The sequence below is a fragment of the Hymenobacter edaphi genome, assembly GCF_003258365.1.
GTDB lineage: Bacteria > Bacteroidota > Bacteroidia > Cytophagales > Hymenobacteraceae > Solirubrum > Solirubrum edaphi.
On sequence record NZ_QHKM01000002.1, the window covers coordinates 631,872 to 649,326 of the forward strand.

The window sequence follows — 17,455 nt, forward strand, 5'->3', positions numbered from 1 at the left end:
CGTAGGGATGGTAAAGGTACCCGATAATTTTCAAACAGAACCGGGCGGCAGAGGTTCCCGCGGGCCCCGATTCATTATTCGGCGACGATTCAGCCGCGTTGGTCGGGTTCTGCGTAGTGTTGACCGGCCCGAACTTATTCGATAAGTTTTAGCCTCCGTACTTTGGAGCACGGCTCGGTATACCGGTACCGGCGCGCATTATTTAGCTCCAATTGTTTTTTGAGACCAACCCTGCGGCAATGACTCTACGTGCGATGTACCCCCCGCCCCAGCCTGCGGCGGCAACGCCGGCCAAGGCTGAAGAAGAGCGGCTGGAACACCTGCGGGCGTATCAGATCCTGGATACGCCCACGGAGGAAGCCTTCGACGGCCTGGCGCGCCTGGGCGCCTTTATCTGCAACACCCCGATTTCCATGGTCAACCTGATCGATGCCGAGCGGGTGTTTACCAAGGCGCAGGTGGGCGTGCCGGGCGTGCAGAACCTGCCGCGCGAGGATGTGTTCTGCCACCACGCGCTGTTCAACCGGGACATTCTGGAAGTAGAGGACGCAACGCTGGACCCGCTGTTCAGCCACACGCCGCTGGTGGCCAACGCCCCCAACATCCGCTACTACGTGGGCGCCCCGCTGATGTCGCCTGAGGGCTACCCGCTGGGCACCATGTGCGCCCTCGACACCAAGCCCCACCGCCTCAACGAAGCCCAGCGCGATGCGCTGCGCACCCTGGCCCGCGAAGTGGTGTCGCACCTGGAGCTGCGCCGCGCCCGCCTGCAGCTGGAGCAGGAGAAGGCCAAGCTGGAAGGCCTGCTGCGCATGGCCAACAGCGCCGCCGACTCGCTGTACTCGGCCGGGCGCAGTGAAATCTTCGTCAAGCAGGACCACAAGCTGATCCGCCTCGACACGGCCGAAATTTCCTACCTCGAAGCCCTCGGCGACTACGTCAACATTCACACGGCCGGTGAGCGGTACACGGTGTACACCACCATGAAGGACATGCTCACCCGCCTGCCCGCCCGCGACTTCGTGCGCGTGCACCGCAAGTACATCGTGCGCATCAGCAGCATCGTGGCCATTGATGGCGACTCGCTGATCGTGGACGGCGGCCGGGCTTCCTCGGTGCCCATCGGCAATTCCTACAAGGCCGACCTGATGAGCCGGCTGAATCTGGTGTAGTTCGCCCACCACCGGGCTGCGCTCAGATAGCAAATGGCGGCTTTGGTCGACAAAATCCCGGATTTGGACGAAAACCGTACGACCAAAAACCAATTGACTTCGTATCTTTCGCTTGTTATCGGGGGATTAATCCATTGGCGCCCGGGCTTAGGCCCTGCCAAGGAGGGATTAACTGATAGCTAAGTTTGTTTTCATAGCTCAGAAAGGCACCGTACGCTGTACGGTGTTTTTTTATTTCCGAGCAGACCGAAATTGGCAGTTCCCGTGTAGCAACAGCTATTTGCGGCCCAGCCACTGCTCCGGGTTGAGGTTGGTGCTGTTGCGCCACACCTGAAACTGCAGCTCCGTGGTGCCCTCCGGGTTGGTATACACCGTGCCGATGGGCTGGCGCATCTTCACCGTCTGTCCCTCGCTCACGCTCACGGTGCGCAGCTTGGCGTACACCGTGAAATACTCGCCGTGCTGCACCATCACCACGTTGTTCATGCCGGCAATGTTGGCCACGGTGAGCACCTTGCCGTCGAAAATGGCGCGGGCCGGCTCCCCGGCCGTAGTCTGAATGTCGACGCCGCGGTTGTCCACCGTCACGTGCTTGAGCACGGGGTGGGGATGGCGGCCGAAGCGCTGGCTGACGAAGCCCCGGGCTACCGGCCACAGCAGCCGCCCGCGGTTTTCGGCGAAGGACGACGACAGCTCCGCCGTTTCGGGCGTCAGCGCCACCCGGTCGACGTGGGTGCTGGCTTCTTCGGCCGCTACGGCTACTTCCGCTGCTTCGGCCGTTTCGGTGGCTTCGCGTTTGGCAGTGGCCTGTTCGGCGGCCGTGGCGTTGTTGCGCTCGGCGCGCTCAGCCCGTTCGGCGGCGGCTTTGGCAGCGGCTTTGGCGGCGGCAGCTTTGGCAGCGGCTTTGGCGGCGGCCACCCGGGCGGCGCGGGCAATTTCCTCGCGCACGCGCTGGGCAATCAGGTTGTCGAGCTGACGCACGGCCTGCTGGCGTTCGGCCAGCTCCTTCTGCAATTGCTGCTCCTGCTGGCTGAGCTGCTGCACCACCTGGTCCTGCTGGGTGCGCATGGTCACCAGGTTGCGGCTCTCGCTGACCTGGGTGGTGAGCAGGCTGCTTTTCTCCTGCTTCTGCTCCGTGAGCGTGCTAAGCTGCTGGTGCAGCTGCTCCTGGGTACGCAAAATGCTGCTGACCTGCTGACGGCGCACTTCGGAGTACTGCCGCACGTAGCGCAGGCGCAGCATAAACTCGTTGAACGACTCGGCCGCGAAAAGGAACATCACCCGGTTGTAGGCGTTGGTCGACTTCGAGGCGGCGTAAATCAGGCGGGCGTACTCGGCCTTCAGGCGCGCCAGCTCGGCCTGGGTGAGCTGCACGTCGGTGGCGGTTTTCTTAACGCCGGTTTCGATGTAGCGCAGCTGCGAGGAGGTCGACTTGATGACCTGCTGCTGCACCGTAATCTTTTCCTTCAGGGCGTTGAGCTGGCCCAGGGAGCTTTGCTTTTTCTGCTGGGTCTGCTCCAGGATTTTGCTGGCTTCCTTGATGCGGCGCAGGTTGTTGCGCCGCTCCCGCTCCAGCTGAGCTTTGGTTTTGGGCGTTTCCTTGGCCGGCTTGGCGCTGCTGCGCCGCCGCTGCTGGGCGGGCGCAGAGGTCAGGGCCAGCAACAGCGCGGCTGCCAGCAGCCAAGTCGGCCAGGAAGGGGGTGTGGTGAATCTACTTGCGTTTGTTACGCCCATACTCGGCCGGCACGGAGAAGGGGAACGAGAGCTGTTCCTTGTCCAAATCTACGTTGCGGTAATTGATAGTCACCGTAGCGGGCTGCCGGCCCGGCTGCTGCGCCTGCACCAGGATGCCGTGGGCAAACTGCTGCTCGCCCGGCTGAATGGGCTGAAAGTCGGCGTAAGTCACCGTCAGCGTGCTTTGCGACGCGGGGTCCGATACGTTGAGCTTCTGCAGGCGGGCCCGGCTCAATTCGATGAGCTGCTCTACCAGAATGCCCGTCTGCCGGTACTGCACGCGCTGCATGGGGCCGTCGGCCGTCACCGTCAGGGCCGTATCGGCCATGGCCGGCACGTAGTCGCCGATGAGCATGGATTGCAGCTGCACGAAGGAAACCGGCACGTTGAACTGCCGCCGTAGGTAGTCGAAGTTGCCGGCGTAGTAGGTTTTTTCCAGCATGTTGACCACCTGCACCGAATCGGGCGTGATGCGGGCGCGCACCCCCAGCCCCAGCACCGAAGCCTGCAGCCAGATGATGCTGTCCTTGCGCATGCGCACGTTCAGGTTGACCGAGTACTTCTCCCCGTTGGCGTCGATCTGGGCCTTGCCTTTGGCCGCGAGGTAGCGGAAATCAAGGTTGCGGGCGCGCACTTCCGGCGCCGGCGGGCGCGTCGGTGTGGTCGTTTTCGTCGGAACAGCTCGGCGGGTACAGGCGCCCAGGCTCAGGCTGCCGATCAACACCAGCAGCGGCCAGCGTCTATTCATAGAGTTTTCGGTCTTTGATTTTGCGGTCGATAAGCGCGGAGGTGCCGCCGGCCTTTTTGGCCTGCTGCCAGTGCTCCACGGCCGCGGCCGCATCGCCCAATTGGTACAATACGTCGCCGTAGTGCTCCAGCACGGTGCCATCCCGAGAGGTACGTACGGCTTTTTCGAGGTATTGGCGGGCGTTGGCGTAATCTTTTAGTTGGTAGAGCACCCAGCCGTAGGTATCGAGGTAGGTGCCGTTTTCCGGAAACAGCTTGATGAGCTTGGCGGCCATGTCCCGGGCCTTGGGCAGATTCTTGCCGCGTAACGACAGGTAGTAGCTGTAATTGTTCAGCGCCTGCGCATTATTCGCGTCGAAGGTCAGGGCCGCGTCGTAGGCCGCATCCGACTTGTCGTACTCCTTCAGCTCGTTGTAGGCGTCGCCCAGTTGAGTGTCGAACTGCGCGGCCAGCTCGGGGTTGTCGGTGGCCAGCTTCTTGCCCTGCTCGAAGGCGCGCACGGCCTTGGCCGGCTGCTTGGCGAAGGTGTGGCCCACGCCGTTGTAGAACCAGAATACGGCCTGATTCGGGAACAGCTCCAAAGCCTGGTTGGTGTGCTTCAGCAGCGAGTCCGATTGGGCCAGCTCCGCGTCGATGAGCACCACCTGCTGCCAGATCTTGTAGTGCGAGTTGTCGAGGCGCAGGGCCTGCAGGTAGCTCGTGCGGGCCTTGGGCTTCTGCTCGGCCAAGAGCTGCACGTCGCCGGCCACCGAAAAGGCCTTGGCCTCGCGCGGGTGTACTTTGGTGGTAATGTCGGCCAGCTCCAGCGCGGTTTGCTGAATGGCGGGGTTGGGCAGCTGCTTGAGGTAGTCCACCAAAATGCGCACCTTCTGATCGATGCTCAGCTCGGGGCTCTCGAAGGCCTGCTTGATCTGCTTTTCCGACTCCGTGGCGTTGCCCTGCTGCCGGTAGGCGTCGGCCAGGATCATGTGGGCCTGCGGGTTTTCGGGCTCCTTGCGCAGGGCCTGCTGCGCCACGCGGATGGCGTCGGGCAGGCGGTTGTTGGCCGCGTACATTTCGGCCTGGGCCAGCACGTAGCGCACCTCATCGGGGTTGGCCGTAATCAAGGCTTCACCTTCCTGCAGGGCCTTGTCGAGGTTGTTCTGCTTGAGGTAAATCTGCTGCTTCTTGAACGACACCTCGTCCATAGGGCCGAACTCCTTTTCGGCCTGCTCAAAGGCGGTCAGCGCGTCGGTGAGCTTGCCCTGGGCCAGGTACAGCTCGGCCAGGTTGAAGAGGTAGGACTTGGAATCCGGGACGTCCTGAATCAGCTTGGTATACACCTGCGCGGCCTCGGTAAACTGCTTCTGCGAAGCGTAAATCTGGGCCAGAATCAGGTAGTAGTAGGCGTTTTTGCCGTCGAGGCGCACGGCGGCCTGGGCGAAGTTGCCCGCGTCCTTGAGGTTGCCGATGAGCAGGTTGGCCTCAGCAATCTTGTAGTTGATGGCCGCGTTGTTCGGGTCGAGCTGGTAGGCCTTGAGCAGCCGCTCCAGGGCTTTGGGGTAGTCCTCCAGCAGCATGAACTTCACGCCGTCGACGAAGTAGGCGGCACTCAGCTCCCGGTCTTTCTCGGTTATCTGGCTTTGCTGCTGAGCCTTGGCGGCTTCCAGGGCGGCCTGGCGCTGCATTTCCTTTCGCTCCTTGCGCGTCAGCTTGCGCGGCTTGTCAGCCGCGGCGGGTTTGCCGGGCGCGGCGGGCTGTTGCTGGGCACACACGGGCCCGGCCACCAGCAGGCCCAACGCGAGCAAGAGGGTAGAAGCGGAACGAATCATACGGACAGGACGCAGCAGCAAAGCAAAGGGTGGCATCAGGGCGCCGCATCGTGAGAAAAGATACGGCATAACCCTGAAACCACCCCTTGCGCCTTACAGTTTCAGGGCGTTGTAATCACCCACGCTCAGGTCGGAGGGCGTGCCGGTGAAGCTGGCGTGGCTGCCGATCATGGAGTTGGTGACGTTGGCGTTGGTTACCGTGGCCGATTTCTGGATGATGGAGTTGGCCACCACCGAGTGCTTCACCACCGAGCCGTCGCCCACCGACACGTGCGGGCCGACGATGCTGTTTTCGAGCACCACGTTTTCGCCGATGTACACCGGCGGCACGATGATGCTGTTGGTCAGCTTGGCCGATTTCGACACGGTATCCTCGCCGGCTTCCTGCAGGTATTCCAGGTAGCGCTGGTTGGTGTACACGGTGGCGTCCTTGTTGCCGCAGTCCAGCCACTCGGTCACGCGGCCGGGAATGAACTTGGCGCCCTGGTTTTTCATGTTCTCCAGGGCGTTGGTGAGCTGGTACTCGCCCTTGTCCTTCACGTCGTTGTCGAGCAGGTACTGCAGCTCGCGCTTCAGGTAATCCCCGTCGCGGAAGTAATAGATGCCGATGATGGCCAGGTCCGACACGAACTCCTGGGGCTTTTCGATCAGCTCGGTAATCTGGCCCTCGTCGCCCAGCTTCACCACGCCGAAGGGGCGCGGGTCGTCGACGCGCTGCACCCAGATGGTGCCGTCGGCGGAGGTGTCGAGGGTGAAATCGGCTTTGAAGAGGGTATCGGCGAAGGCTACGACTACCGGGCCGGTCAGCGCGCTTTGGGCGCAGAGGATGGCGTGGGCGGTGCCCAGCGGCTCGTCCTGGTAATGAATGGTGCCCTGGGCCCCGACGGATTCGGCAATCTTGATCAGGTTCTGCTCGACTTCCGAGCCGAAACGGCCAACGATAAAGGCGACTTCCGATACCGGCTCGCCGACGACCTTGGCAATGTCTTCGACCAGGCGCTGCACGATGGGCTTGCCGGCAATCGGAATCAGCGGCTTGGGAACGGTGAGCGTGTGCGGGCGCATGCGCTTGCCCATGCCGGCCATCGGGACGATGATTTTCATAGAAGGGTGAATTGGGAAAGGAGTTTCAGGGGGCGTTTACGTAAGCTCAGCTACTAGGGCCGCGCAAAGTTGAAGCGCAGAGTTAACCGTTTTTACTGATTTCACAGATTTTTTTGCACGAGAGCCGGAAGGCGGGAAAGATGCGGTTGGGTTCTGCCCGGACAGAGTTACGATGAAACCCGGTGGTCAACTTCCTGCACTCACCTGCTCAGCGGGCTCATGTGCTGGCCCTACCGCGTGCCGGTGCTGCCGTAGCCACCGGCGCCGCGGGTGGTTTCGCCCAGTTCGGCCACTTCCTGCCACTGAATCGTTTCATGCCGGGCAAAGACGAGCTGGGCAATCCGCTCCCCGTCCTGCACCACGAAGGGCTCGTTGGAGAGGTTCACCAGCAGCACTTTCACCTCGCCGCGGTAGTCGGCGTCGATGGTGCCGGGGCTGTTGACCAGGCCGATGCCGTGCTTGTAGGCCAGGCCGCTGCGGGGGCGCACTTGGGCCTCGTAGCCGGCCGGAATTTCCAGAAACAGGCCCGTCGGAATCAGAGCGCGCTCCAGCGGGCTGAGGGTGACGGGCTCTGCCAGGTTGGCGCGCACATCGAGGCCGGCGGCGTGCTCGGTCTGGTAGGCGGGCAGCGGGTGGTGGGAGCGGTTGATGACGGCGACTTGCATGGTCGAAGAAACGAAGGGAAACAGCTTAGGCCGCTTTGGGCTGGCGGCGGAAGGCCCGCTCGGGGCGCTCCACCAGCCACACCGCCGCCACGAAAGCCAGGGTGATAAGAATGTGTACCGCGTGGGCCACCCAGCCGCCCAGCGGGGGCAGGGCCCAACTGCCAGCTACCACGGCTGCGGCCGCGGCTATCCAGAGCAGCAAGCGGCCCACGGGGTAGGGCACCGGGAAGTGGTGGTTGCCCAGGGCCCAGCACACGGCGGCCATGGTGGCGTAGCAGGCCAAGGTGGCAATGGCCGAGCCCATGTAGCCCAGCAGCGGAATCAGCAGGAAGTTCAGCGCCACCGTCAGTATTGCGCCGCCGAAGCTGATGTAGGTGCCGAAGTAGGTTTTGTCGGTGAGCTTAAACCACACCGAGAGGTTGTAGTAGACGCCCAGAAACAGGTTGGCCAGCAGGAGCACCGGCACCACCGGCAGGCCCTCCAGGTACTCGGGCTTGCGCAAAAACAGCGGCGCTATCAAATCCACGTTCACGCTTACAGCCACGAAGAGCAGGGCGCAGCAAATGGTAAACCACTTCAGCACCAGGGCAAAGGTGCGGGGCGAGTTTTTGTCCTCGCTCTGGGCGAAGAAAAACGGCTCGGCCGCGTAGCGGAAGGCCTGAATGACCAGGCTCATCAGGATGCTGAGCTTGTAGCAGGCCCCGTAAATGCCCACCGCCGCCAGACTGTCGCGGCCGGGGTAGAAGCCCTCGGGCAGCCAGCGCGGCAGCAGAATGCGGTCCAAAGTCTCGTTGACCATGCCGGCCAGGCCCATCAGCATGATCGGGTAGGCGTAGCGCCACAACGGACTGAGGTAGCTGGCATCGAGGCGCGGGCGGAAGTCCAGCAGCTCGCGGCCCAGCAGCAACAGCGTAAAGGCGCTGGCCGCCAGGTTGGAGAGGAATACGTAGCCCACGCCGATGCTCGGGTCGTACACCCGCTCCACCAGCGGCTGCAGGCCCGTGAGGTACTTGCCAGCCAGCACGTCGGAGCAGAAGACGATGAAAAACAGGTTTAGCCCGACGGTCAGCAAGATGTTGGCCATGCGGATGGCGGCAAACTTCACCGCCTTGTTTTCCAGCCGCAGCCGCGCAAACGGAATGGCCGCCACGGCGTCGAGGCCTAGAATCAGGGCAATCCAGACCGCGTACCGCTCGTGGCCGGGCGGAATGCTGAGCAGGCTCATGAGCGTGGGCGCCAGCAGGGCCAGCAGGGCCGTCAGCCCCACGCTGCTGATGATGAGCAACGTGAGCACGCGGTTGTAGAGGGCCTGCCGGTCGGTGCCGGGCCGGTTGGCAAAGCGCAGGTAGGCCGTTTCCATGCCGTAGGTAAACAGCACGTTCAGAAACGACACGTAGGCGTACAGCCCGGTGATGATGCCGAAGGCGGCGGCCTCGAAGCGCCCAGTATAGAGCGGCGTCAGTAGGAAATTGAGCACCCGCCCCACGATGCTGCTCACGCCGTACACGACGGTCTGGGAAGCCAGACGTTTGGCAATGCTCATTCGATCAAGTCAGGTGGAAAAGGAGCGTAAGGTAGGCCGTCATGTCGAGCGAAGTCGAGACATCTTGCGTACCGATGTCCGATAGCAATTCAATCGTTCAACGAGAGAATTACTTGCAGCAGTCAGCACGCGAGATTGGCTACGCCTTCCTTCGGTTCCTCGACTTCGCTCGGAATGACGTTCTAGATCGAAAATTACTTGCCCGTAAACGCGGCCGGGCGCTTCTCCAGGAAGGCCTGCGTGCCCTCGCGGAAGTCGTCGGAGGCGAAGCAGCGGGCAAAGGCGTTGGCCTCGGTCTGGTAGCCGTGGCGCTCCTTGTCGAAGTAGGCATTGACGCTGTCAATAACCAGGCCCACGGCCAGCGGCGCCTTGGTCAGGATGCGGCCCAGCAGCTGCTGGCAGAAGCCGAGCAGCTCGGCCTGCGGCACCACGTGGTTGACGAGGCCCAGGCGCAATGCTTCGTCGGCTTTGATGATGTCGGCGGTCATCATCAGCTCCAGGGCCTTGCCCTTGCCGATGAGCTGGGTCAGGCGTTGGGTGCCGCCGTAGCCCGGAATCAGGCCCAGGTTCACCTCGGGCTGGCCGAAGCGGGCGTTGTCGGAGGCCACGCGGAAGTGGCAGGCCATGGCCAGCTCGCAGCCACCGCCCAGGGCAAAGCCGTTGACGGCCGCAATAACCGGCTTGGTGCTTTCCTCGATCATGCAGAACACCTCCTGCCCGCGCTCGGCGGCGCGGCGGGCCTGCAGCTCATCGAGGGCGGCCAGCTCGGCAATGTCGGCACCGGCCACGAAGGCTTTGTCGCCCGCGCCGGTCAGAATCAGGCCCCGCACCTGCGGGTTGTCCAGCGCCGTCTGCACGGCCCGGCCGATTTCGTCGATGGTGGCCGCGTTCAGGGCGTTGAGCTTGCTGGGGCGGTTCAGGGTGATGACCAGAATGCCGTTGTCGGTCAGGTCGAGGGCCAGATTTTCCAGTACGGGAAGCATGGGCAGGGTTAGCTCGGAGGTTGCGGAGGGGGCAAAGATAGCCACAATGCGCTGCCGAGGTTTGGGGCCTTTTGGCGAGGCAGCGGGCCATTCCGCCGGGCGCGGAGCCGCGTTGGGCGAAGTCCGATGGCCGTGAATATAGCGTACGGCATATTTGTATCCGTCAAGGCCAGGTAGGCCGCTGGAAGTCTGGATGCTTGCTTCTGATGTAAGACTTCCTATATTCCACCCGAAACCTCCTTTTTTCACCTCCAACCACACCGTCTACTATGGGCTTTGTTTCCGAATTCAAGGAGTTCATCTCCAAAGGCAATGTGCTCGACCTGGCCGTCGGCGTTATCATCGGTGCCTCGTTCGGCAAAATCGTCGCTTCGCTGACGGATGATATCATCATGCCGATTCTGAGTTTGTTCACCCGCGGCATCGACTTCAAGGAAAAGTTCTTTGCCCTGGATGGCAACCGCTACGAGACGCTTAAAGCGGCGCAGGATGCGAAGGCGGCCACGCTGAACTACGGCAACTTCATCAATGCCATCATTTACTTCCTGGTTATTGCCTTCGTGATTTTCTGGGTGGTGAAGCTGGCCAACCGCTTCAAGAAACCCGCGCCGGTAGCCGTCGTGTCCGAGCCGACTCCGTCCAAGGAGCAGATGCTGCTGATGGAAATCCGCGACGCGCTGCGCAGCCGCGCCTAACTGCCGGCGCCGCATTTTCGACGTCACCGACTGCAACAACGACTGCGGCCGGTCCGGTTTGCCTCTCGGGGCAGCGCCGGGCCGGTCGTAATGTTGGGGTAACACTTTAATATGATGTCGAGAAGTTATTGTAGGTCTGTGCATTGTAGAAATAAATTATTTTCAGTAACCTTGGGACGAGCCGCGCAGTAAACGGCGGCAGCTTGAACTAACTTTTCCCTCCATCCGTTGCGTCGGCGTAGCTACCACCCAACCTGGCTGCCGACGTTTCCCTTATTTCCATGCGCATGAAGAACTACGTTGCCGCCGCGGCCCTGTTGGTCGGCGGGCTGCTGACGACTGCTGCGGCTCAGGCTCAGACCCAAACGGGCCCCGCAACACCCTTCACCGGTGGCGAAAAGCCGCGCCGCGAAGCCACGACCAAGAAACGCAAGCAGCCCTCGGCCGAAGAGCTGGCCCGGATGCAGCAACGCATGAGCATGAACCCCGACGAGGTGAAGCGCGACCAGCAGATGGAAGTGCTCGACGCCCGCGCCGGCCTGAGCACCAGCCTCGGCAGCAGCGGCGGCACGGCCCGGCAGTACGACCGCTCGTCGGGCGGCTTCACGGTGCGCAAGTTCCGCGGCGACGCCCGCAACACGGCTATGCAGAAGCGCGGCGAATCGCGCCCCGCGCCCGGCATCGACCCGCCCGGCAAACCCCTGAAGCACAAGAAGCCCAAGCGGCACTTCCTGGGCCTGTAAAGCTCAGCCAATCAGACAAAGAAAAAGCCCCGACGCAAAGCTTCGGGGCTTTTTGCTTCTTCAGATGTCGGGTCAGAGCCACCGTTCGCCTCTGAGCACTGAAGAAAGACCGGGGAGAGAAATCAGGCGCAACTGTTTCGGAGGGGCGGGCGGGTTCAGCCGAGGCTGAGTGCCCAGCCCAGCAGCGCCGCCAGCAACAGGCCGGCGCCGCGCCGCAGGAACAGGTAAGGCATAGCAGCGCGGGCTGCTTAGAGCTTGACGAACTCCAGGCGCTGGTTGAGCGGTGCGTACTCGTCGTCGGGCTCGGAGTAAAGCGGCTGGGTGCTGCCCAGGCCCTTGGCCGAGAGCCGGGTGCCGTCGATGCCGAGGCCGATGAGGGCGGCGCGCACCGCGTCGGCGCGGCGCTGCGAAAGGCGCTGGTTGGCCGGCGCTTCGCCGGCCAGCAACGTATGGGCCTCAATGCGCAGGCGTACGTCGGGGTTGCGGCGCAGCATGTCGGCCATGCCCTTTACGAAGGGCTGCGAATCGGCCAGCAGCGTGGCAGAGCCTTCCTCGAAGGCAATGCTGTGCGACACCACGCGGCCGTTGTCCATGAGCTGGGCGTAGTACTCACCGGTTTTCTCGGTGAGCTTGCGCTCCACGGCTTTGTTGACTTCGCGCTCGGCGGCGCGGCTTACGGCCCGGTCGACGGCGCCGGTGAGGAGGCCAAACTGGGCCTGGGTGGTCAGCGGGAGCAGGCTCAGCAGCAGGCCACCGACGAGAAGGAGAAGTTTCATAGCCAGAACGGGGAAGGGGGATAAAAGGGCTTACAGCGCAGCCAGTTCGCGCAGATTCAGGGTGCGGGCCACGGCCTTGACCAGGCGCGTGTCTTCCTGCCCGGTCGATTCGACGGAGACGAAAAACCGGTCGCCCACGCCCAGGGCCACGGCGGCGCGGCGCTCCAGCTTCTGCACGGTTTCGTAGCCGCGCACGCCGGGCAGGCCCAGGTCGCAGCCGCGCATGAGCTGCTCGTCGCTTTCCTGCCAGATGTTGGCGCTCATCAGTGCCGTAGCGCCGGCGTAGAGGGCCTGCGCGCCGTTGTAGTCGACGAGCTGCACCTTGAGCCGCTGGCTGCCCTTGCGGTAGTGCTGCTCGCAGGTGGAATAGCTGATGCCCCCTAGCTGTACCGACTCGCCCTGCGGGCGGCCCTCGCGTACGAAACCCGCCACGTGCTCCGGTAGAAACCGCTGCAGCACCTCGTAGTGCAGCGAAATGGTATCGGGCGGCAGCTGGAGTCCCGTCGGAACGGCGCCGGCGCGGAGCACGGGTACGGGCGGCTCGCTGACGTTTTGCGTGTGGCTACAGGCTCCCAGCAGGAGCGGCAGCAGGCAGCAGGCGAGCAGGCGCGGAGCATTCATGACAGGGTGGGCGCGGGGAGGCGAGGAGAAGGGGCGTAAGCGCGGGCTTAGAACCTGGCCGTCAGACCGAGTTTGAGGTAGGACATATCGTAGCCCAGTTCCCCGAAGGCGCCCAGGTTGTCCGTCAGCATGTAACGTCCGCCGAGGAAGACGCCCGACATCAGGGCCACGCCGCCGTAGTTGTTGTTGTAGATGTCGTAGTTGGTCGAGTACGATTCGACGCGTACCCCGAGGCTCAGGCCGGCGTAGGTATCCAGCTTGGGATTTTCCAGAATGTTGTAGTGGTAGGTGCCGCGGGCCGCCACGATGAAGTTTTTCCAGGAAGCCTTGTAGCCGCCCGAGTTCCAGCTGTAGCTCTTGTAGCCCACCAGCCCACCGATGCCGATAACGCCCGGGCCCACGTTGTCGAGGATGCCGCGCTCCACCGATACGCTCAGGGCCGGCGTGGCGCGCACGCCGCTGAACAGGCCGTAGCCGTAGCCCAGGCCGAAGCCGACACCGAGGTTGGCGGCGGTGCTGCCCACGCCGAAGTCGTGGTTACCCGCCGCCGATTTGGCCACCGGTTTGGCTGCCGTGGTTTTGGCCGGAGCGGGCGCCGTTTCCTCCGCTGCCGGGGCCGGCGCCGGGGTCGGTTTCGCGGCGGGTTTGGCCGCGGTGGTGGCGGGCTTGGCGGCCGTGGTCTTGCCTGCGGCGCTGGCGGGCTTGGTTGTCGGGCGGGCTGCCGTCGAGGCCGTCGAGCGGGTTTGGGCCGAGGCCGAAACAGTCGTGAGGACCGACAGGGCGAGGAGGATTGAGAGGCGGAATGTTTTCATGGTGTTAGGGGAACGGTGTGAAAAGAACAGAGGCAGCGAGCGGCAGCAGGGCCAATCGTCTGGGACAAAGCTACCGGTTACCATCCCCTGGCGTCAATCGCATGATGATGTGACGAAATGATATATTGCTGATAGTGAAGTATTTGTCCATAAATAAGCCGCCCCGCGCCGCAGGCTGAAAGCACTGCGGCGCGGGGCGCCAGAGGAAAGCAAGAAGAGCCGGCAGGGTACGCTCTGCTGACGCGGGACGGGGCCGCTTACTGGTCGGCAAACAGGCGCTGGGCCAGACCGCCGATCAGCGGCAGCGGCTCGTAGAGGCCGCTCATGGCCGCCATTACGCCCATCATGCGCAGCAGCAGCAGCAGGCCCAGCCCGACGCCCGCCACCACCAGGCTGCTCCAACCGAGGAAGGGCAGCATCAGCAGCTGCAGCACCACCACCACGGCCGATATCACCGTTACCAGCGTCATCTGCCGCAGGTGAAAGGCCGTGAGCGGGCCGCGCTGCTCCCGGGGGCAGCGGTAAGCCGTCAGCCAGCCCGACACCGAGAGGTAGCACATGATGGCCACCTTCCGGTCGAGCTGTGCCGAGTCGGCGCCGTAGGTGTCGCGGGAAGCGGCGGGGGAGATGCCGACTTCTTCGAAGTCACCCAACCAATTGCCCAATCGGCTGCTGAATTGCCAGACGAAGTCAGTCGCTAAGATTCTGTTCAAGGCAAGCATAATTGTGCGGGGTATGAGTCTGCGTGGGGCCGGTGCCCGGGCGGGCAACTGGGGTCGACAAACCAATGTGCGGGCCGGGGCGGCGAAGGTTGGCTGGCTTTCGACTCTCCAAAGGTGACGGCCCGGCGCCCCGGTACGCTAACACGCATGTTGCAAATCCTGACACGTATGTATCATTGCTTGTAAAGTGCTGATATGCAGTGTTTTTATTTTGAATTAAGACCGTAAAAAATAGCCCGAATCAGCGTTTTGACTCGGGCTATACCGGGAATAAGTAGTACGATTTATTGCTCGACCACCGCGTTGGCAGCAAATTCGGAAGGCGTTTGCCGGTATTGTTCCCGGAAGCATTTGCTGAAATAGGAGAGGTTGCCGAAGCCAACCTGCTCGGCTATTTCGGCCACGTTGCCGGCCTGGGCCAGCAGCAGCGCCGCCGCCCGCCGCAGCCGCACGGTGCGCACAAACTCCGAGGTCGACTGGTCGGTGAGGGCTTTGAGCTTGCGGTGCAGCTGCACCCGGCTCAGGGCCATGGCGTCGGCAAACTGCTCCACGCTGAAGTCGGCATCGGCCAGGCGCTCTTCCACCACGCCCAGCGCCCGGTTGAGGAAAACTTCGTCGGCCGAGGTGATGCTGATGTCGCGGGGCTGCAGGGTGACGGCCCGGCCGAAGCGCTGGCGCAGCAGCTCGCGCTGGCGGATCAGGTTATGCATGCGCACCCGCAGCTCCTCGGGGCGGAAGGGCTTGGTCAGGTACTCGTCGGCGCCGAGGCCGAAGCTGGTCAGGCGGGCTTCGTCGCCGGCCCGGGCCGTGAGCAGGATGACGGGCACGTGGCTGGTACGCTCGTCCTCGCGCAGGCGGCGGCACAGCTCCAGCCCATCCATGCGGGGCATCATCAGGTCCGACACGATAAGGTCGGGCACCGTGGCAATGGCCTGCTCCAGCCCTTGTTCCCCGTCATCGGCCGTCAGCACCCGGAACTCGGCCGTCAGGCAGCTCTGAATGTAGGCGCGCATTTCGGGGTTGTCTTCCACCACCAGCACCAGCGGCCGGGCGTCATCGGCGTCGGCGTCGGCCGCCGCCGGGGCGGCTGGCGGCCGGTCCAGCTCGGCGGGCAGCAGGTGCGCCCCCGGGCGCGCCGCCACCACCGCATCGGCGACGGTCTGCAACTCGTCGGGCTGCAGGTGCGCCGTGCCCAGCGGCAGCTCCACCACAAACGTGGTGCCCTGCCCCGGCACGCTCGATACCCGGATGTAGCCGTGGTGCAGGGCCACCAGCTCCTTCACCAACGCCAGCCCGATGCCCGAGCCTTCGTGGCGGCGCGTGCGCGAGTCGTCAACCTGGTGAAACCGGTCGAAAATCAGCGGCAGGTGCTCGGCCGGAATACCGGGACCGGTGTCGCGCACCCGCAGCACCGCCCGCTCGGCCTGCCGCTCGACGCTGACCACCACCTGCCCGCCGGCCGGGGTGAACTTCAGCGCGTTGCCGAGCAGATTGTAGAGAATCTTGTCGAGCTGCTCGGCGTCGAAATACACCTCCAGCGCCTCGAGCGGGCTTTCGAAGCGCAGCTCCACCTCGTTGCCGACGGCCAGGGACTCAAACGACAGCACGTTGGTGCGCACCGCCCGCACCAGGTCGTCGGGCGCGGCGGCCAGACGGGTTTGCCCGGCTTCGAGGCGGGCAATGTCGAGCAGCTGGTTGATGAGGCGCAGCAGCCGCCGGGCGTTGCGCAGCATCAGGGCGTACTCGGGCGGGGCGGCTTGCTGCGGCCGTTGCCGCGCCTCGCTCAGCAGCTGCTCCAGCGGACTGATGATGAGGGTGAGCGGGGTGCGCAGCTCGTGCGAAATGTTGGTGAAGAACTTGGTTTTCAGCTCGTCCAGCTCCTGCAGCTGGTGCGAGGTGCGGATGCTGGCCTGCAGCTCCTGGTAGGCCTGCTGCAGCTCGGCCGCCCGCGCCGCCAGCTCCTGGTTGGAGCGCTGCTGCAGTTCTTCCTTCTCGCGCGACACTTCCAGGGCCCGGGTCTGGGCCACCTGCTTTTCCTGCATGGCCGCCAGGGTCTCGCGTTGGGCAGCTTGCTGGGCCTGCGCGGCCCGTAGCGCCGCTTCCTGCGCCAGCTGCCGGTCCTTCTTAGCCAGGTTGATGCGGTCGGCCAGGCCCAGGGACAGCAGAATCATTTCCAGCGCCGACGCCACGTGCACGCCGTGCGTCGACCAGAAGCCGAAGTGCGGAATCAGCTCCACCTGGCTCAGGTAGTAATTGACCACGGCCACCAGCAGCAGCGTCCAGCCCACCATGTAGTAGCGCGCCGGGCGGTAGCCGGCCCGCAATGCTAGCGTACCGGCGGTCAGCAGCACCACGCTCGTCCACAGAGCCGTGCCGGCCTGCCACCACGCGGCCGCCTGCGAATCGGGAGTGAGGAAGCTGAGCACCGGCAGCCAAGCCAGCAGCAGCGTCAGGCGCAGCAGCCGGTCGAAGCGGGGCAGCAGGCGCGGCGTTTCGAGGAAAGCCCGGGCCGTGAGGGTGCCGAAAAAGATGGTGCAGGCCAGGATGAAGTTCTGCCGCAGGTCCAGCCCCGCCCCGCTCAGGCTGCTGGGCCAGAGCTGCCGCCAGTAGCCCGTCATGTCGAGCTGCGCGGCCGCAAACGCGGCCACGTACAGCGAATAGTACAGGTAGCTTTTGTCGCGGACGGAGAAGTACAGCAGCAGATTATAGGCCAGCAGCGCCAGCAGAATCCCGAAGTACGGGCCCATTGTCAAGTCACCTTCCCGCGCCGTTTGCAGCACGTGCGCCTGCTCGACGACGGCAAGGTGTGCCCGCTGCTGCGCCGGCAACCGGGCGTACACCAGCAGCGGCTCGTCGGGCCGCAGGTCGAGCTGCAGGTTGAACTGCCGCAACTGCAGCGCGTGGGTTTGCGCGTAGGGCGCGGTCGAGGTCAGCACGTGCCGCCGGGCCGGGCCGCCGGGGCGTTGCAGGTACACTTCCAGCCCGTCGAGGTAGTCCGTCGACACCAGCAGCAACCAGCGCGTACCGGCGTTGGTGCCCGACTGCACGGCGCAGCGGATCCACTGGTCCTGAGCCGTAGCGGGCAGGTCGGCTTTAGGTAGCGGCCGAAATTGCTCCGCCCAGCGGGCTGATTGTACCTCGGCCAGCGTCAGGCTGGCGGGGGCAGGCAGCACCTGAGCGTTTTCGTACAGCCAGTTCCAGGCCGCCGTGTCGCGCACCACCGTCACCGGCCCTGGCGCGGCCACGGCCCCCACAACCAGCAGCCAGCAGCTCCCCAGTAGGAGTAACAGGTGTTTCATGCGGAACGGTGGTTGGTGAAAGAGCGCA

At 63.9% G+C, this 17,455-nt stretch carries 15 protein-coding genes; 3 read left to right on the plus strand and 12 right to left on the minus strand.

All coding sequences use genetic code 11. The features are described from left to right. Positions 1-239 precede the first annotated feature (239 nt). Positions 240-1,172: a LytTR family transcriptional regulator DNA-binding domain-containing protein gene (locus tag DLM85_RS10120; RefSeq protein WP_111477980.1), complete on the plus strand. Its 933-nt coding sequence runs from the start codon at positions 240-242 to the stop codon at positions 1,170-1,172. A 276-nt stretch (positions 1,173-1,448) separates the two neighbouring features. Here DLM85_RS10120 and DLM85_RS26200 read toward each other — a convergent pair whose 3' ends face one another. From DLM85_RS26200 to DLM85_RS10155, 7 genes are all read right to left on the minus strand, one after another. Beyond that, positions 1,449-2,834 carry a murein hydrolase activator EnvC family protein gene (locus tag DLM85_RS26200; RefSeq protein ID WP_279387745.1) on the minus strand — a complete coding sequence of 462 codons (1,386 nt, stop codon included), beginning with the start codon at positions 2,832-2,834 and terminating at the stop codon, positions 1,449-1,451. Between the two features lie 49 nt (positions 2,835-2,883). Further along, the gene (gene lolB1, locus DLM85_RS10130; RefSeq protein ID WP_165822091.1) at positions 2,884-3,654 is read right to left on the minus strand and encodes a lipoprotein insertase outer membrane protein LolB1; all 771 of its coding nucleotides are present in this window, start codon (positions 3,652-3,654) and stop codon (positions 2,884-2,886) included. Beyond that, complete coding sequence (locus tag DLM85_RS10135; RefSeq protein WP_243635916.1) at positions 3,647-5,464, minus strand: tetratricopeptide repeat protein; 1,818 nt, start codon at positions 5,462-5,464, stop codon at positions 3,647-3,649. Before DLM85_RS10135 ends, lolB1 begins: the two co-directional genes overlap by 8 nt. 93 nt (positions 5,465-5,557) lie before the next feature. Further along, the gene (locus DLM85_RS10140) at positions 5,558-6,568 is read right to left on the minus strand and encodes a sugar phosphate nucleotidyltransferase (protein ID WP_111477984.1); all 1,011 of its coding nucleotides are present in this window, start codon (positions 6,566-6,568) and stop codon (positions 5,558-5,560) included. Positions 6,569-6,798: 230 nt separating this feature from the next. Next, positions 6,799-7,233: a dUTP diphosphatase gene (gene dut / locus DLM85_RS10145; RefSeq protein ID WP_111477985.1), complete on the minus strand. Its 435-nt coding sequence runs from the start codon at positions 7,231-7,233 to the stop codon at positions 6,799-6,801. Between the two features lie 25 nt (positions 7,234-7,258). Next, positions 7,259-8,776, minus strand: coding sequence for a lipopolysaccharide biosynthesis protein (locus tag DLM85_RS10150; RefSeq protein ID WP_111477986.1), 1,518 nt, complete (start codon positions 8,774-8,776; stop codon positions 7,259-7,261). 194 nt (positions 8,777-8,970) lie between these two features. After that, complete coding sequence (locus tag DLM85_RS10155) at positions 8,971-9,759, minus strand: enoyl-CoA hydratase/isomerase family protein (protein WP_111477987.1); 789 nt, start codon at positions 9,757-9,759, stop codon at positions 8,971-8,973. Positions 9,760-10,028: 269 nt separating this feature from the next. Between DLM85_RS10155 and mscL the strand changes: the two genes are divergently transcribed. After that, positions 10,029-10,454 (plus strand): large conductance mechanosensitive channel protein MscL, encoded by a 426-nt coding sequence (mscL, locus tag DLM85_RS10160; protein ID WP_111477988.1) that lies wholly within the window; start codon positions 10,029-10,031, stop codon positions 10,452-10,454. 287 nt (positions 10,455-10,741) lie between these two features. Then, positions 10,742-11,197 carry a hypothetical protein gene (locus DLM85_RS10165; RefSeq protein ID WP_111477989.1) on the plus strand — a complete coding sequence of 152 codons (456 nt, stop codon included), beginning with the start codon at positions 10,742-10,744 and terminating at the stop codon, positions 11,195-11,197. A gap of 248 nt (positions 11,198-11,445) precedes the next feature. Here the strand turns inward: DLM85_RS10165 and DLM85_RS10170 are convergent, their stop codons facing one another. From DLM85_RS10170 to DLM85_RS10195, 5 genes are all read right to left on the minus strand, one after another. Then, positions 11,446-11,973 carry an OmpA family protein gene (locus DLM85_RS10170; RefSeq protein WP_111477990.1) on the minus strand — a complete coding sequence of 176 codons (528 nt, stop codon included), beginning with the start codon at positions 11,971-11,973 and terminating at the stop codon, positions 11,446-11,448. Positions 11,974-12,003: 30 nt separating this feature from the next. Further along, positions 12,004-12,594 (minus strand): hypothetical protein, encoded by a 591-nt coding sequence (locus DLM85_RS10175; protein ID WP_111477991.1) that lies wholly within the window; start codon positions 12,592-12,594, stop codon positions 12,004-12,006. A gap of 47 nt (positions 12,595-12,641) precedes the next feature. Beyond that, a complete protein-coding gene (locus DLM85_RS25450) occupies positions 12,642-13,406 on the minus strand; it encodes a hypothetical protein (protein ID WP_165822092.1) in 765 nt (254 codons plus the stop codon). 257 nt (positions 13,407-13,663) lie between these two features. Beyond that, on the minus strand, positions 13,664-14,071 hold the full coding sequence (locus DLM85_RS10190; protein ID WP_133257002.1) for a hypothetical protein: 408 nt from the start codon (positions 14,069-14,071) through the stop codon (positions 13,664-13,666). 341 nt (positions 14,072-14,412) lie between these two features. Then, positions 14,413-17,427, minus strand: a complete 3,015-nt coding sequence (locus DLM85_RS10195; RefSeq protein ID WP_165822093.1) for a 7TM diverse intracellular signaling domain-containing protein — start codon at positions 17,425-17,427, stop codon at positions 14,413-14,415. Between the last annotated feature and the right edge of the window lie 28 nt (positions 17,428-17,455).

Excerpts from the sequence above, each read along its gene's own strand:
- DLM85_RS10120 (WP_111477980.1), top strand. The coding sequence starts at position 240 with ATGACTCTACGTGCGATGTACCCCCCGCCCCAGCCTGCGGCGGCAACG.
- DLM85_RS10170 (WP_111477990.1), bottom strand. The coding sequence starts at position 11,973 with ATGAAACTTCTCCTTCTCGTCGGTGGCCTGCTGCTGAGCCTGCTCCCG.
- DLM85_RS10155 (WP_111477987.1), bottom strand. The coding sequence starts at position 9,759 with ATGCTTCCCGTACTGGAAAATCTGGCCCTCGACCTGACCGACAACGGC.
- lolB1 (WP_165822091.1), bottom strand. The coding sequence starts at position 3,654 with ATGAATAGACGCTGGCCGCTGCTGGTGTTGATCGGCAGCCTGAGCCTG.
- DLM85_RS25450 (WP_165822092.1), bottom strand. The coding sequence starts at position 13,406 with ATGAAAACATTCCGCCTCTCAATCCTCCTCGCCCTGTCGGTCCTCACG.
- DLM85_RS10135 (WP_243635916.1), bottom strand. The coding sequence starts at position 5,464 with ATGATTCGTTCCGCTTCTACCCTCTTGCTCGCGTTGGGCCTGCTGGTG.
- dut (WP_111477985.1), bottom strand. The coding sequence starts at position 7,233 with ATGCAAGTCGCCGTCATCAACCGCTCCCACCACCCGCTGCCCGCCTAC.
- DLM85_RS10195 (WP_165822093.1), bottom strand. The coding sequence starts at position 17,427 with ATGAAACACCTGTTACTCCTACTGGGGAGCTGCTGGCTGCTGGTTGTG.
- DLM85_RS10165 (WP_111477989.1), top strand. The coding sequence starts at position 10,742 with ATGAAGAACTACGTTGCCGCCGCGGCCCTGTTGGTCGGCGGGCTGCTG.
- DLM85_RS10175 (WP_111477991.1), bottom strand. The coding sequence starts at position 12,594 with ATGAATGCTCCGCGCCTGCTCGCCTGCTGCCTGCTGCCGCTCCTGCTG.
- DLM85_RS10140 (WP_111477984.1), bottom strand. The coding sequence starts at position 6,568 with ATGAAAATCATCGTCCCGATGGCCGGCATGGGCAAGCGCATGCGCCCG.
- DLM85_RS10150 (WP_111477986.1), bottom strand. The coding sequence starts at position 8,776 with ATGAGCATTGCCAAACGTCTGGCTTCCCAGACCGTCGTGTACGGCGTG.
- mscL (WP_111477988.1), top strand. The coding sequence starts at position 10,029 with ATGGGCTTTGTTTCCGAATTCAAGGAGTTCATCTCCAAAGGCAATGTG.